Below are 14,968 nucleotides of genomic sequence, written 5' to 3' on the forward strand. Positions count from 1 at the left end.
CGCTCCTTGATTTGGGCCGAATTGTGACACTTTCCAGGGCGACAAGGAAGCGCGAAGTATTTGAACAAGATCACTGTTTGCAAGGCCGCGGGCCGCGGAAAATGCAGCCGGCGTCAACTCGAAATTCCGGCCAGAAGCTGGCCGTAGGCGCTTTTGGCGACCTCCGACAGGCGCTCGCGCGGCAGCGAGCCGACGACGGCACAGCCATAGCCTTTATCCAGCCAGTAAACCGCCTCGGGTCCGTTCTCCTCGGCCGCATAGGTGCCCTTGGCGGTCGCGGCCGATTCCGCGGTGACGAAGAGCGAGATGCGCTCGCCCTTGGCATCCTCGTAGAGCAGCATCGCGGCCTTGCCGTGCTCCCCCGAAGGCAGCAGCCGGCCGCCGACGAGCTCGAAGCCCTCGGCCACGAGATTGGGCGGCACCAGCTTCAGCCCCACCCGGTTGGACAGCCAGCTCTGCAGATGATCCTTGTCGCTCGCCGGCACCTCGACCGCGTGACGCTTCTCGCCGGCGTAGATGACATGGGCGGCGATCGCCTGCTCGGCGAGCTGCTCGTCGCTGTCATCGCTTCGGCCGATGCCGCCGATGCCGGCGACATAGCCGCCGAGCCCGCCGACCATCAGCACGGCGGCGGCCGCCGCCGAAAGCCACCAGCGCGAGCGCCAGGCCGGCGCCTTCGCCGGCGCTTCGCCAAGCACCGCCTGCCTCAGCCGCGCCGGCACCGGCTCGTCCATGACGCCGGCCAAGGCTGCGCGGAGCGCCGCGCGGTCCGCGATATAGCGGGCGCTCTTCGCCCGCATCTCGGGATTGGCCTCCAGCCAGGCCTCATAGGCCATGCGGTCCTCGCCCGGCAGCTCGCCGTCGAGGGCCATATGGATATCGCGTTCAGTGAAATCGCGCCGGGTCATCGCTCGACAATCCTTATCGAGCGGCGGCGCGAGGAGTCGTCCAGCAGGCCGCGCAGTTCCTCGCGGCCGCGCGCGATGCGCGACATCAGCGTGCCGGCCGGCACGCCCAGGATGTTGGCGGCCTCGGCGTAGGAAAAGCCTTCGATGGCGACCATGACCAATGCCGCGCGGCGATCGGGGCTGATCGCCTGCAGGGCATCCATGATCTCGCGCGAGGCGATGGTTTCGACCTGATCGGCGGGCGCAGCCTGGGCTTCGCCGGCTTCGAGCGGCAGCATCGCCGACTCGCCACGCCGGTTAACCTTGCGCATCTGGTCGATAAACAGATGATGCATGATCGTAAACAGCCACCTCCTGGGGCTTTCTCCAGTCTGCCAGTTGTCGAGTCGCACAAGCGCCCGCTCCAGGCAGTCCTGGACGAGATCGTCGGCGGAATCGCGGTCGCGCAGCAGCGAGCGCGCATAGCGGCGCAATCGCGGTATCTCGCTCAGGATCGCTGCCTTCTTTTCGTCCATGACCGCTTGTTTCGAGGCCGTTTTCCATCCGATTGAACGCGCCTTCGCGACGCGGCGCAAGCAGCCTGCGCGAAGCGGACCACCCGCTCCGGTACCCAAGCACCTTAACAACGCCGGCGGCTGCCGGTTTATTCCCGGCTATCCGCTTGTCGACGCTATATTTATGCTAGGTCCGTCTGCAGAAAATCACCGCCCTTGTAGAGCAGCGGAACGTTGAGCGCCTTGGCGCAAGCGTAGGCGAAGCAGTCTCCTAGATTGAGATCGGCCGGATGACCGACCACCTTGCCATAGCGGATGCTGGCGTCGATGGCTCGCGAGCCGACATCTTCGTCGATCACGACATTGTGGGCGTTGATCTCGACAATGAATGTATCGACCAGATCGCGAGCTGCGGAGAGCATTGCGGAGGTCGGCTTTTTGGCACCCCATCGGTTACTCGGCCAAGGGCAAGCGTGGCTTCAAGCCGGACAAGCGCGGAAACGAGCAGCGGCCATCGCGCCGGGAATCCGCTTGAGCATTTCTTCCCAACCCGGCTCCTTGGCGAGAATTGCGACGATGACCGACGCATCGATGAACATCAGTCCTCCCACATCTGGTCCATGAACGCCTTCATGTCGAAGTTGGGATCGGACGGTCCCAGTGCAGCAGATTGTGCCTGAAGAAGGGCAATCCTCCCGCGCGGCGGTTTGCGGGCGCGATTGCGCTCGAGCTCGTGCAAAAGCGCGATCCGAACCGCTTCGGTCTTGCTCGGAGCGTTTGTCTCGCGCTGCAATTTCGTGGCCAGCGCATCCACCTCGTCGTCGCGGATATAGAGCGGCATCTGAATATCTCCTGTCGAATATTCATATATTCGATTTTGAATATTCAGGCGCTAGCTTCACCCCTCTCTCGCCGCCCGTGTCAGCAGCCGCTGATAGAACAGGCCGATGCCGATCAGCACGGCGCCCAGCCCGATGAAGGAGAGCGCGCGCAGCACGCCTTCCAGCTCCGACATGTCGAAGAGGAAGACTTTCAGCACCGCGACCGCGATCAGCGCGGCCGACGCGATGCGCAGCACCTGCGACCTCAGCCAAACGCCGGCGGTGAGCAGCGCCACGCCGATGACCAGCCAGAGCGCCGAATAGGTGTAGGTCTCAAGCTGGCCGAGGCCGCTCCACAGGCCGATGAACTCTCCCTTGAACAGGCGCCGGACCTGAAGCGTCGCATAGGCGAAGGCAAGCAGCGAGGCGACCAGCGCCAGCATCGCCGCATACCATCTCGGGCGCTTGTCGCGGACATAAAGCGCCAACGCGCCGGCGGCGACCGCCGGCAGCAGGTAGGCGAGGAACAACAGGTTGAAGAACGGAATCTTGCCGGTCGATTCGTCCGTTACGAGTGGGTTCAGCACCGCGAAATGCTGGACGGCGATGAGACCCGCCGAGACGACGCCGGCGGCGATCGAGCCGTAGCGCAGCACCGAGCTCGGCGAGCGCATGTCGATAGTGACGAGGATAGCGCCGGCGCCGAGCGCGATCAGCGTGTAGATCGCCTGCTCGGCGAGGGTCACGGCGCCGGTGTCGATGACGCCGCCATGCATGGCGTGGCGCACCAGCATGGCAATGGTGAGCAGCGCAAACAGCGCCGAGGCCGCTTCCATGGCAAGGCGAGGCCGGCCATTGGTGGTGCGCGCCAGCTGCCAGGCGGCGAAGCCGAAGGCCAGCGCCGGCGCGCCGTAGCCGGGCAGCAGCCAGTTGAAGACCGGCGTCCTCGACAGCGCGGCCGCGCCGACGATGGTCGGATCGAAGGCGACGCGGCCGAGCGCTGCGACCGCGGCGCCGACAGCGATCCAGCCCAGCACCGGATAGGCGCGCCAGCGCGTCGCCAGCGCCGGCACCACGGCAGCGGCGCCGAGCAGCACAGTGGTCCAGCCCGAACCGAAAGCCATATGCAGCATCAGGAGGCCGGCAACGCCGGCGCCGGCGAGCGCGAAGGTGACGGCGGGGCCGCCGCCGAGCGGCGGTTCCTCGGCGCGCGCGATCCACTCGCCGCCTGCAGCAAACACCAGGGTCAGAAGCAGCGCGGGCAGCGCATAGCGTAAGTCGCGGTCGATGTCGCCGAAGGTGAGCCAGAGCGCGGTGAGCACCACCAGAGGCGCAATCACGCCCCATGCCGCCCAGGACGCGGCACGCACCGGCGCTGTGGCTGTGAAGCGGCGCGCGGCCCAGAAGCCGGCGGCAATGAAGATCAGCGCGAGCRCGATGCCGATGCGGAAGGTCAGCGTGTCGGAGGTGRCCAACGGCTCGGCGCCCAGGCCGACATCGAGCGCGTCGGCGCCGATGGTGGCGGGCGGGATGATGCCGAGATAGATCACCACCGTCGCCAGGCCGGCGGCGAAGAGGAGCGGCAGACCACGCGGCCGGTAGAGCGCCACAGCGACAAGGGCTGCAAGCAGCACCGCGCCATGCAAGGCATAGCCCGCCTTGGCAAAGACGGGATCGACGGCCAGGGCGAGCGCCGTCAGCGCAACGAAGAAGCCGGGCGCGATCGACGGCCAGTCGAAGCCGGGCTCCGCATCGTCGCGCCGGCCGAGCCAGACCAAGGTGAGCACGGCAAGCGAGGCGAGGCTGATGAACAGAACGGCGGCGAGGTTCACCTCCGGCGTGTCGAGCATGTAGAGGATGGTCCAGATGCCGCTGCCGGCGAAAGCCGCGGCGACCAGCGCGGTCCAGTCGCGGATGCGGGCGATTGCCGCGGTGGCGGCAAGCACGATCGCCAGATAGACGAACAGCGCCCACGGATTGGGCGCCTCGGAGGCGACCAGCATCGGCGTGAGCATGGCGCCGAGCAGGCCGATGCCGGCCAGGGCCAGGCCGTGGACCAGCGAAGCGGCGAGGGTGGCGATGCCGATGGCGCCGAGAAGCGTGAAGGCGAGCGCCGGGCCGATAAAGCCATAGATGCCATGCGCGGCATAGACGGTGCCGAACAGGATGAAGGCGCCGGCTGCGGTCAGGATCGCCGGGATATAGGCGCCGGCTACACCCTGCACCGGCACCCTGAAACCGGTGCGGCGGATGAACTCGGCGCCGGCAACCAGCACGAGGCCGAGGATACCGGCCATGGTGAGGCGCACGCCGGGGCCGAAAATGCCGGCCTCGATTGTGTAGCGGATCAGGAAGAGGCCGCCCAGCGCCAGCGCGATGCCGCCGACCCAGACCGCCCAGCGCGTGCCGAGCGCCGTCTCGACGTTGCGCGCGGCCATAGCAGGCCCAGCCGCTTGCGCCGACGCGGCAGGTTGCGCCGCCTGTCCGGCAGGTTCGGACGGAGTCCCCTCGCCCGCTTGGGCCGGTTCCCCGTTTGTGGGCTCGTCGGGCGCCGCGGGAGCGGCTTGCGGGGCGGCTTCACCTGCCGGCGGCGCGGCGGGAGCTTCGTGCCGGGCAGCTTCCGCCGCCTCGTCAGTCCTGGCAGCGGGCTGCGGGACACCCGAAAGCACCAGGCTGCGCAGCGCGCCAAGCTCGCGCTCGATCAAGCCGATGCGGGTTTGCTGGCGTGAAATGATGACGAACAAAGCGATGACGGCGGCAATGGCAATCAGGCTGAAAAACATGGCGGTTCCCCTCAAAACCGTGCCAGTCGTGGCCGACAATACGACAATGGCACGGCTATTGAAATCAGCGCTTGGCCAGCCTGCAAGATCGAGCATGTTTCGGCGCCGATTGCCAGCAACTTGCAAGCCTTGTCCAATGGCGATGCATCGAAACGGCCGGCGCCTGGCCGCGAAATTACCTGCCACCCGGCTCGAAATACTCGTGCTATTCTCGAATGCTCGCTGGAAACGCCGTGAGGATAACCAATGCTGCAACGCAGCGCGGGCCTGCTGATCTACAGGCAAACCGCCGGTGTTCTGGAATTCCTGCTGGTCCATCCCGGCGGACCGTTCTGGGCGAGAAAGGATGAAGGCGCGTGGTCGATCCCGAAGGGGCTGATCGGCGGCAAGGAGGATGAGTTCGAGGCCGCCCGGCGCGAGGCCGAGGAAGAGCTCGGCATCGCCATCGACGGCGACTTCCAGCCTGTCGGCAGCTACAAGCAGCCCGGCGGCAAGATCGTGATCGCGTGGAGCGTGGAGGCCGATCTCGACACGGATGCAATCAGGAGCAACATGTTCAGCATGGAGTGGCCGCCGAAGTCGGGCACCATGAAGGAATTTCCCGAAGTGGACAAAGCCGGCTGGTTTTCACTCCCCGAAGCCGGTGTGAAAATCCTGAAAGGCCAGCGTCCCATCCTCGACGATTTTCTGGAGCGGCGGGGCGCCGGATAACTGCGCGCCCTATTGCCCGGCGGTCTCCCCGGCAATCGCCTTGACTGCCGCATGATGCCGGCGCAATGCCGCCAGGAAGCCGGCGCGGGCGTCGGGCGCCTCGATGCCGCGCGGCTCGTAGACATGGCGGGTAAAGAAGAAACCGGTCAGGCGAAAGGCGTCCTCGAGCGCCGCTGCGTCGGCGCGCAGACCGGAGCCGCGCTGCAGGAAGGCAGGCAATGCCAGCATCTTGTCGTGCCAGGGCGCGCCGGCCGCGCGCGAGACGGCGCGTCCGGACTTCGGCGAGACATAGGCAAGGTCCTGCCGCGTGCCGGTCGCCGCGCATTGGCTCAGGTCGAGGCCGAAGCCGAGTTCATCGAGGATGAGCAGATCGAAGCGCGCTACCAGTTCGCCCGCGGCATCAGGATCATCGAGATGGGCGATCATCACGGCGAGAGCCTCGTAGAGGCCGCCATGGGCGTCGCGCTCGGGCAGAAGCCTGAGATGCGCGGCCATGGTCTGCAGGCCGTAGACGGCGACGGCGCTATCCATCAGCCGGGCGGCGTTCATCTCGATCGCTTCGGCCTGGAAGATCCCGAGATGCTCGTCGAGCCGCGCCCGCCACAAAAGGTCGACGCGGTTGCCCGCCTGCAGCACCGGCTGCTGCTTGCGTGAGCGGCCGCCGCGCACCAGGCCGAGATGCCGGCCATGGGCGCGCGTCATCACCTCGAGGATGGCGCTGGTTTCGCCATGCTTGCGGGTGCCGAGAATGATTCCCTCGTCGCGCCATTCCATGGCCCGAGCTTTTCACCCGTTGCGGGGCGAAATCAAGATTTTGGTTCCTTTGAGGTCGGTAGTCCCGCGGACCTGAGGAACGCAAATCTACGCCCGCTGTTTGGCCAACTTGGACACGATCGGCGAGGGTTCGATATCGCAGCTGAGCGTGGCCAAGGGGGACGAAAGCTCGCCACGCGCAATGAAAGTATCACCTTCCACTTCAGCAGGCTCGCCCTACATGAACTGGACCAATGCGAGGACACGGCCACCTGCGGTTTTGCAAGAAAGTCCAAGCCGGCGCCGGCAAGCGGGCGCCCCGATCCACAGACTTAGTCCTGGGCCGGCAATGCGAACTCTAATTTTTCTGTTGTTGTTTCTACTGCTTGCCGGGGCACCAAGCTTCGCCCAACCGGCCGCACCGGCGGGGCCTAAGCCCGCCGAGCCGAGCGCGGATGTCGAAGCGCTCATCAATATCCTGGAAAATGATCAGGCGCGGCACCGCCTAATCGACAAGCTGCGCGCCGCGGCCGCCGAAGGCCGCCAGCAGCCGGCTGCCGAGTCCGCACCTCAAACGACGATCGCGCAGGAGGTCGCCGCCTATACGAGGGACGCGGCGGAGAGCGCTTCCGGCCTGATCAAGACGACCGCCGCGCTTGTCGAGAGAATTGCCGGCGCCTTTTCCGGAGGCGTCTCGCTGGATGTGCAGAGCTTTTGGAACGCCGTACGCAACAGCGCCCTTGTCGTTGTCCTCACCTTCGCCGTCTACCTCGCGCTGCGCCTCGCCTTTGGACGGTTCCAGCGCACATTCGCCAATGCCGCGGCGCGCAGAGGCAGGTTCGAGCGGTTCGRCTTCATCGGCCTGTCCGCACTCGCCGATGCGCTCACCGTTCTCGCGGCCTGGGCGATCGRCTCGGTGTCTTCCCTGTCCGCATTCGTTATCGACCAGGCGGGCCAGGCCGAGATGAACCGTGCGCTGTTCCTGAACGCCTTCCTGGTCATCGAGTTCATCAAGGTCCTTGCGCGTACGCTGCTTGCCMCGAGATGGCCGGCGCTGCGGATCTGGACAATGAACGATACGACGGCGGCATACTGGTATTTCTGGCTGGGCCGCTTCGTCGGCGTGGTCGGCTATACGATGTTCTTCATCGCGCCGATCATTGCGCTCAACGTCTCGGACGACGCAGCGCAAGTGGTGCGTGTCGTCGTGATGTTCGCGGCGCTCGTGCTGGCTCTGATTGTCATCATGCAGAATCGCGATTCGGTGCGGCGATGGCTGCTGCGCCGCAGCGAGACTCGCCGAATCGACATTCTGGGCAGGTTCCTGGCCGGCCTCGCCAGGCTTTGGCACGTGGTGGCGATCGGATATCTGATCCTCGTCTTCGTTCTGTGGCTCGCGGCTCCCGCAATGGCCCTGCCCTTCGTCCTCGCGGCTACCATCCAGTCGATCGTCGCGGTAGGCATAGGCATATTGCTGACCGGCGTCATCGCACGGGTCGCTGGAGCCGGGATAAGCCTGCCCCCCGAGGTCAGCGAGCGGCTGCCGTTGCTCGAGCGGCGCCTCAATGCCTTTGTTCCCAATGTGCTCCGGGCGGTTCGCCTCCTGGTAGCCGGGGTTGTGTTGCTAGTCATCGCCCAATTCTGGCGAGCGGCAAACGTTGTCGGATGGCTGTCGAGCGAAGTCGGCCAGCGCTTCGCCGTGTCGATCGTTTCCGCGGCCCTGATTTTGYTGGCCGGCGGCCTCATCTATCTCGCCGTGCAGTCGTGGGTGGAATATCGCCTCAATCCAAATTACGGCCATATCCCGTCCCCGCGGGAGCGGACGCTTCTGTCCCTATTCCGCAACGCCTTTATGGTTGCGCTCGGCGTCCTCATTGTCATGCTGGTCCTGTCCGAATTCGGCGTAAACATCGGCCCGCTGCTTGCCGGTGCCGGCGTCGTCGGCCTTGCTGTCGGCTTCGGAGCGCAAAAACTCGTACAGGACATCATCACCGGCGCCTTCATACAGTTCGAGAACGCGATGAATGAAGGCGATGTGGTTACCGCCGGAGGCGTCACCGGCACCGTCGAGCGACTGACAATCCGTTCGGTCTCGCTGCGCACTCTCGACGGCGCCTATCACCTCATCCCGTTCTCCTCCGTCGATGCCGTGACGAATTTCATGAAGAACTTCAGCTACCACRTCGCATCGATCGGCGTGGACTACGGGGYGAGCATACCCGAGGTGAAGCAGGCGATGYACGATGCCTTCGACAGACTGAAAGAGRCCGGGTTCGCGCGCGACATCATCGGCGACCTCGAGATGCACGGCGTGACCGAGTTCGCCGACTCCGCCATTCTGGTTCGGGCCCGCATCAAGACCGCGCCGGGCAAGCATTTTGCCCTGGGTCGCGCCTACAACGAGATCATCAAGGAGGTCTTCGAGGAGCGCGGCATCGAGATACCGTTCCCGCATGTCACGTTCTACATGAGCGGCGAAGACAAGCCGGGCAAGTCACCGCCTGCGCGCGCCAAGCAGCAGCATGCCGGGCCAAAACTGAGGGCGGGAAAACCAAAGCGCGGCGCGGCGACAGGCGCTCAGGTCGCCAAGTCGCCCAAACGCCGGCGCAAGGCCGGCGTTACCCAGGACGGTCCGCCCGATGAAGGGCAGGATGCGCCCGACCAGACCGAGGCCTCCTAGAGCAGAGTAGCTTCGATCATGTGGCCARCCAGACGCGTTCGGCCACGCGATGGTCGCTGAGCAGGAAGTTCGGGTTRGGAACGAATCCCTTCACCTCTTGGCGTGCTGCGTYGATCCAACTGGCGAAGGCTGGGATGATGGTCGGGCAGTCGTCATGGATCATCTGCTGCAGCTCGAAATAGACCTCGCGGCGCTTGGCCGGATCGGCGAACGAGCGTGACTCCGCGAGCTTGCTGTCGAAGCTGTCGTTCTTCCAATGCGTCTCGTTCCATGGTGCGCCTGAGGCATAGACGGAGGAGAACATCATGCTGGCCGAGGGCCGCCCGGCCCAGAAGGAAGCGACCCAGGGCCTCTTCATCCACACGTCGCTCCAGTAGCCGTCGTCCGGCTCTCGCTTGACGCTAATGGTGATGCCGGCGGGCTTGGCCGATTGCGCGAAAAGCTCGGCCGTGCTTACGGCCTGCTCGAACGCCACCGGTGCGACGTGCAACTCGAGTGCAAGGCCACTTTTGCCGGCTTTCTTGAGGTGGAAGCGGGCCTTGTCCGGATCGTAGGCGCGCTGTGCGATGTTAGGGTTGAAGCTCGGGTCACTGGTAGCGATAGGGTGGTCGTTGCCGACACGGCCGTAGCCGGCCATCAACAGCTTCACCACCTGCTCGCGGTCGAGGGCGTGCTTCAGTGCCAGCACGACGTCGGCGTTGGTGAACGGCTCCTTCGTCRCATCCATCGGCAGCGAGAAATGCTGCTTGCCTTCGGTGACCACCAAATAGGCCCGCGGATCTCTCTTGAGCAGCGGCGCGATCTTGTAGTCGACGCCGTTGATGATGTGGACCGAGCCACCCTGAAGCGCCGAGACGCGGGCAGTGGCATCGTTGATCACCACCGTCTCAACCGTATCGACATGGCCGCGATCGCTGCGCCAATAAGCTTCATTGCGGATGGTCGTGGCGCGCACGCCCGGTTGGAATGCGGTGAGCTTGAACGGACCGGTGCCGACCGCTTTCGACCAGTCGGCAAAGCCCGCCGGGACCATGGCGAAATGCAGGTCCGACAGCACATAGTCCATGTCGGGATTGGGCGATTTGAGCAGGATCTCGACTTGTGTCGGCGAGGCGRCCCGCACTTCCGCGACGTCGGCGACCAGCCCCTTGGCCTTAGACTTGGTCTTGTCGCCGATATGCAGGCCCAGCGAGTATTTCACGTCGTCGGCGTCGAGGGTCTTGCCATTGTGGAATTGCACGCCCGGCCTGAGATTGAGGATCCAGCGCTTGTTGCCGTCGCTCGCCTCCCAGCTTGCCGCCAGTTCCGGCGCCGGTTTGCCATCGTCGCCGATCTCGACCAGCGTGTTGTAGACCTGCCGCGAGACGTTGATGGAAAAGGTGCCGATCAGCTGCGTCGGGTCGAGCGTGTCGGCGGAGCTGCCGCCATTGAGGCCGAGGCGCAACGCACCGCCCTTGCGCGGCGCCTCGGCAAGGCTGGCGCGGGGAAACGCCGCCGTGGCGAGGGCGACCGCAGCGGCCGTTTTGATGAAGCCGCGGCGGTTCATGTTGTCCAGGCCCGCGAAAACGATCTTATCGTTCATGTCACTCTCCCATTGGTTCAGTAGGCGCCGAGGACTTCATTTTCCATCAGCGGCCGCGGCGGCAGCCGCCGGTCGAGAACGGCGTTCAGCGCATGCGCCTGCGTGCTGAACGCTTGGTCGGGAAACAGATTCCAGTGCTCCCAGGGATCTTCGCGAAGGTCGAACAACTCCCCCCAAGCAGGCTGGTTGGGATAGCGCGTGAACCGCCACTCCTTGGAGATGATCGACTGGTTGTAGAGGCAGGCGTCACGTCGCGGATGATATTCGGCGAACAGGAAGTCGCGGACATCGGCGATCCGGCCGTCGATCAGCGGCTTGAGATCGGTGCCGTCGGTCACGGGCGCCGGCAGGCCGAGCAGCGATGCGATGGTCGCGAACAGGTCGAGGTGGCTGGTGAGGGCGTCGAGATTGGTTCCGGCGCGGATGCCGGGACCGCTGAGGACCAGCGGCACCTGCAGCAATTGCCGGTAGGGCGGCGGCCCCTTGCGCAGCAGCCCGTGGTCGCCGAGCAACTCCCCATGATCGGCTGTGAACAGCACATAAGTGTCTTGGAGCACGCCGGCGCCGTCCAGCGCCGCGAGCAGCCGGCCGACTGCGTCGTCGATCATCTGGATCATGCCATGCGTGTGGGCGATGGCGGTGGCCAGTGTCTCGGCGGAGATCTCGTCGGTGCGCAGCAAGAAGCCCTGTTCGCGCGGCTGCTCGCCGCTGGCGATGTAGGGCGCCTTGGTCGGATCGTCGCCTTCGCCGAGATAGTCCGGCATGCGCGCCAGCTCGCCCGCCCGGATACTTGGCTTCGGCATCCGCTCCGGCCGGAACAAGTCGCAATATGGCTGCGGAGGGGCAAAGGGGTGATGGGGGTCCGGAAATGAGACGAACAGCCCGAACGGTTCCGGTTGCCTGCTTTGGCGCTCGATGAAGTCGATGGCCCGGTCCGCGATCCAGTTGGTGTAGTGCAGCTCGGGCGGCACCGCGCTTTTCCACACCTCGTTCAGGTCTTGCGCCCGGCTGTCGGGACTGGCATCGGGCTCGTAGAGCTCCACTACATCTGGGTGGTTGCGTTTGAGCCAAGCGGCATAATGCCCGGCGCGGGTGGATTCGTTGGCCTCGCCCATCACGAGATCGACGCCGTCGAAGCCGAAATAGGGGCCGCGCCAGCTCTCGCTGCCGGGCCTTTCCCAGTAGGCGAGCGATTCCGGCATGTCGCGTTCGGCCGGCGCGAGCAGCGGCTGGAAGTGCAGCTTCCCCACGCCCCGCGTCCTGTAACCCGCCTGCGATAGCGCCTGCCAGAGATTGGGCAGCCGCTCGTCGAGCGCCACGCCGTTTCGCCAAAGACCGTGATGGCGCGGATAGAGCCCCGTCGCCATGGTCGCGCGGCTCGGCGAACAGATCTGGTTGGGCGTATAGTGCCGGTGCAAGGTCGCGCCGCGCGCCGCGATCCGGTCGATGTTGCTGGTGTGCGCGACGCGGTTGCCTGTGATCGACAGCGCATCGTAGCGCATCTGATCCGCACAGATGAAGATGAGGTTGGCTCGCTTCACGACGGCTCCGCCCGTTTCTGCCAGGCTTGCAGCTAGGGCTCGAAACGCCGCGAAATCAAAGATCAAGATTTTCGTCGGGTATGTGCTAATCCTATACCGGGAGGAAGAGATGCGTTTTTCCGGGCTCAGCGTTCGTCAATTGGAAGCCTTCGAAGCGACGATGGTTGCCGGCTCGGTGTCGGGCGCTGCGATCGCGCTGAACGTATCGCAGCCGAGCGTCAGCCGCCTGCTGCAGGAGCTGGAGATCGACACCGGCCTCAGCCTGTTCGATCGCTCGCACGGCCGGCTGGTTCCGACCGAGCAGGGGCTGCTGTTCTACGGCGAGGTCGGCAAGACTTTTCACGGCGCCCGCAACCTGATCCTGGCGGCGCAGGAGATCCGCGAATTGAAGCGCGGCGTCGTACGCATCGGCACGCTGGCGGCGATGTCGTTCAAGGTCGTGCCGGAAGCCATCCAGCAGCTCAGAACCCGGTTCCCCGAAGCCAAAACGACGATCGCGGTGCGCAGCTCGACGGAGATAGTCTCCTCCGTTGCCTCGCGCCTGACCGACGTCGGTCTGGTGGACGCCGGCGTTTCCTTCCTCGACGCCCAATGCGTCGCCACCTTCGAGCGCAACAGCGTCTGTGTCATGGACCAGAACCATCCGCTTGCCGAAAGCGAACTGGTCCGGCTGGAGGATTTTTCCCGCTATCCGTTCGTATCGCTGGGCGAGCTTTATTTCCGGCGCAGCCGCGACGGCGCCAAACTGCTCGAAGTGACAGCAGCCAACACGGTCGCCGACATTTTCCAGTCGTTCCTGGYTTGTGCGCTGGTCCGGGGCGGCCCCTCGCTGGCGGTCGTCGATCCGTTCACTGCAGGCTTCTATTCCGAGTTCGGACTGGCACTCAGGCCAGTCGAGTTCGACATTCCGTTTCGCATCTCGATCATCGTCAACGATCGGTCGGCGACGGGGGCGGCAGCCGGTAAGGTCATCCAGGCAATCACCGATCTGATCGCCCAGGGCTGAATCACAGGTGCGAAATAACAGCTCATCAGTCGAAGCGGACTGGTGTCGGCAGAGCAGCGTTGCCGCCGCCCCATCTCAGGACCTTCGGCGCCGCAATCCTGCCCGCGGGCACTGCGAACAGAGATTCAGCTGAAGCTCAAAAGCGGGCGGCAACGAACGGAACTGGTTGTCGCTGAGAGTTTCATCGCTACATGCATTGTCGGTCCGCAGAGGGGCGTTCCGCTCCTGGTGAAGCCACTCTGGGCCACGCCAACGATCGCCCGGCGACGCGCGCCGGCTGACGAGAATGGATAGCCGCCGGGGTAACGTCCGGCCTGCGGATCCGTGACTCTGGACGAAAGAGCATGCGAGCTAGCGAAACGGCGTGGCCAGCGCAAGTGCATCTCACGCGCTAGCCGACTATCCATGGGGCGCGGCCCGGCCGAGATCCGTCAACTTGCGACGGCGCTGCGCAGCAGCATGAGCTCGCCGATGTTTTCGATGATGACATAGCCCACCAAACGGCCGCTGGCATCCACCACGCCGACCGCGGGTGCAACTCCCTTCTTCAGCGGCTCGAGCGCCTCGATGAGCTTCTCATAGTCGCGCACCACCGGGATGTTTGCGACCATTGCCTCGATCACAGGAGCCTGACCGCCGCGCTGCTGCAGTCCGGCGACGAGCCCCTCACGCGTCAGCAGGCCTCGCAGCCTGCCGCCACCGTCGACGATCGGGAACTCGTGTTGCGTCGTGCGCAACAGGGCCTGTGCCGCCTCGTCGAGGGTCGCGGTCGCCGGCAGGCTTTCGAACCGGCTGATCATGACGTCGCGGACGTTGACGGCACGCGCCGCTGCCTCGAGCCCCATCGCCCGCGTTTCCGCAGTGGCGGCGAGGTAGACGAAGATCGCAACGAATATGAGCAGCACGTTGCCGGCGACGAGACCGATGAAGCCGCAGGCGAAGGCGGCGAACTGACCAACGGTCCCTGCAATCTCCGTCGCGCGCACTCGGTTGTAGCGCGTGGCGAGCAAGGCGCGCAGCACGCGTCCGCCGTCCATCGGAAAGGCCGGAATGAGGTTGAACAGAACCAGCCAGATGTTGACGGCGGCGAGGCGAGCTACGAACGCGTTATGCGGGTTATCCATCGACGTCAGCGCGTCGATACCAACGGTGGTGCCCAGCGCGACGACGAGGAAAGTGGCAATGACGACATTGACCAGCGGGCCGGCGAGCGCAACGATGATCTCTTCCGACGGCTTCTCGGGTAGGCGCTCCAGCTCCGCGACGCCGCCTATCGGCAAGAGCGTGATCTTTGGAGTTCGGATGCCGTAGCGACTAGCAGCAGCGGCATGGCCGAGCTCATGCAATACCACGCAGGCGAACACGGCGACGATGAAGCCGACGCCCTTGATCGCAGCCGACGTTCCACCCTCCTGGAAATAGGCGATGCCGATCCAGGCGAGCAGCAGCAGGAAGGTCAGGTGGATGCGGATCTCGGTGTCGCCGACACGGAGGATCGGGTAGGACCACTGCATGATGCCACTCCGTCGGGTCGGGAAGCAGGCCGCGCCCGCCGAGCATGCCCCCGTTTGCAGTCGCGTCAAGTGYCTCGCCATTCGTCAGGCCGGGTTTGCCAGGACGGCCCGCCCGTTGAAGGGCAGGATGCGCCCGCCCAGACCGAGACCTCTTAGCAGGGACGGTTCAGTACAT

11 protein-coding genes and 1 pseudogene are annotated in these 14,968 nt (G+C 65.1%); 3 read left to right on the forward strand and 9 right to left on the reverse strand.

Going from position 1 to position 14,968, the window contains the following annotated elements; all coding sequences use genetic code 11:
* Positions 1-113: 113 nt before the first annotated feature.
* From ORS3428_RS19715 to ORS3428_RS19735, 5 genes and pseudogenes are all read right to left on the reverse strand, one after another.
* Positions 114-908, reverse strand: coding sequence for an anti-sigma factor family protein (locus ORS3428_RS19715; RefSeq protein ID WP_071099953.1), 795 nt, complete (start codon positions 906-908; stop codon positions 114-116).
* Positions 905-1,423, reverse strand: a complete 519-nt coding sequence (locus tag ORS3428_RS19720; RefSeq protein WP_071100259.1) for an RNA polymerase sigma factor — start codon at positions 1,421-1,423, stop codon at positions 905-907. Before ORS3428_RS19720 ends, ORS3428_RS19715 begins: the two co-directional genes overlap by 4 nt.
* 161 nt (positions 1,424-1,584) lie before the next feature.
* Positions 1,585-2,004, reverse strand: a pseudogene (locus tag ORS3428_RS34450) (type II toxin-antitoxin system VapC family toxin).
* A complete protein-coding gene (locus ORS3428_RS19730) occupies positions 2,001-2,243 on the reverse strand; it encodes a type II toxin-antitoxin system VapB family antitoxin (RefSeq protein ID WP_071099954.1) in 243 nt (80 codons plus the stop codon). Before ORS3428_RS19730 ends, ORS3428_RS34450 begins: the two are co-directional and overlap by 4 nt.
* A gap of 57 nt (positions 2,244-2,300) precedes the next feature.
* The gene (locus ORS3428_RS19735) at positions 2,301-5,006 is read right to left on the reverse strand and encodes a DUF2339 domain-containing protein (RefSeq protein WP_071099955.1); all 2,706 of its coding nucleotides are present in this window, start codon (positions 5,004-5,006) and stop codon (positions 2,301-2,303) included.
* Between the two features lie 246 nt (positions 5,007-5,252).
* Between ORS3428_RS19735 and ORS3428_RS19740 the strand changes: the two genes are divergently transcribed.
* The gene (locus ORS3428_RS19740) at positions 5,253-5,717 is read left to right on the forward strand and encodes an NUDIX domain-containing protein (RefSeq protein WP_071099956.1); all 465 of its coding nucleotides are present in this window, start codon (positions 5,253-5,255) and stop codon (positions 5,715-5,717) included.
* Positions 5,718-5,726: 9 nt separating this feature from the next.
* Here the strand turns inward: ORS3428_RS19740 and recO are convergent, their stop codons facing one another.
* Positions 5,727-6,491, reverse strand: a complete 765-nt coding sequence (recO, locus tag ORS3428_RS19745) for a DNA repair protein RecO (protein WP_071099957.1) — start codon at positions 6,489-6,491, stop codon at positions 5,727-5,729.
* Positions 6,492-6,819: 328 nt separating this feature from the next.
* Here recO and ORS3428_RS19750 point away from each other — a divergent pair, with 328 nt between their 5' ends.
* Positions 6,820-9,150, forward strand: a complete 2,331-nt coding sequence (locus tag ORS3428_RS19750) for a mechanosensitive ion channel domain-containing protein (RefSeq protein ID WP_083355218.1) — start codon at positions 6,820-6,822, stop codon at positions 9,148-9,150.
* A 16-nt stretch (positions 9,151-9,166) separates the two neighbouring features.
* On the opposite strand, the gene ORS3428_RS19755 is transcribed toward ORS3428_RS19750, so the two are convergent.
* Entirely contained in the window at positions 9,167-10,732 is a 1,566-nt protein-coding gene (locus tag ORS3428_RS19755) for an ABC transporter substrate-binding protein (RefSeq protein WP_071099959.1), read from the reverse strand.
* 17 nt (positions 10,733-10,749) lie between these two features.
* Positions 10,750-12,273, reverse strand: a complete 1,524-nt coding sequence (locus ORS3428_RS19760; protein ID WP_131802931.1) for a sulfatase family protein — start codon at positions 12,271-12,273, stop codon at positions 10,750-10,752.
* A gap of 109 nt (positions 12,274-12,382) precedes the next feature.
* On the opposite strand from ORS3428_RS19760, the gene ORS3428_RS19765 reads away from it, so the two are divergent.
* Entirely contained in the window at positions 12,383-13,279 is an 897-nt protein-coding gene (locus ORS3428_RS19765; RefSeq protein WP_172833707.1) for a LysR substrate-binding domain-containing protein, read from the forward strand.
* Between the two features lie 431 nt (positions 13,280-13,710).
* On the opposite strand, the gene ORS3428_RS19770 is transcribed toward ORS3428_RS19765, so the two are convergent.
* Positions 13,711-14,793 carry a site-2 protease family protein gene (locus ORS3428_RS19770; RefSeq protein ID WP_071099961.1) on the reverse strand — a complete coding sequence of 361 codons (1,083 nt, stop codon included), beginning with the start codon at positions 14,791-14,793 and terminating at the stop codon, positions 13,711-13,713.
* Positions 14,794-14,968 lie beyond the last annotated feature (175 nt).

The sequence above is a fragment of the Mesorhizobium sp. ORS 3428 genome, assembly GCF_001854785.1.
Lineage (GTDB): Bacteria > Pseudomonadota > Alphaproteobacteria > Rhizobiales > Rhizobiaceae > Mesorhizobium.

Excerpts from the sequence above, each read along its gene's own strand:
- ORS3428_RS19715 (WP_071099953.1), bottom strand. The coding sequence starts at position 908 with ATGACCCGGCGCGATTTCACTGAACGCGATATCCATATGGCCCTCGAC.
- ORS3428_RS19720 (WP_071100259.1), bottom strand. The coding sequence starts at position 1,423 with ATGGACGAAAAGAAGGCAGCGATCCTGAGCGAGATACCGCGATTGCGC.
- ORS3428_RS19730 (WP_071099954.1), bottom strand. The coding sequence starts at position 2,243 with ATGCCGCTCTATATCCGCGACGACGAGGTGGATGCGCTGGCCACGAAA.
- ORS3428_RS19740 (WP_071099956.1), top strand. The coding sequence starts at position 5,253 with ATGCTGCAACGCAGCGCGGGCCTGCTGATCTACAGGCAAACCGCCGGT.
- recO (WP_071099957.1), bottom strand. The coding sequence starts at position 6,491 with ATGGAATGGCGCGACGAGGGAATCATTCTCGGCACCCGCAAGCATGGC.
- ORS3428_RS19770 (WP_071099961.1), bottom strand. The coding sequence starts at position 14,793 with ATGCAGTGGTCCTACCCGATCCTCCGTGTCGGCGACACCGAGATCCGC.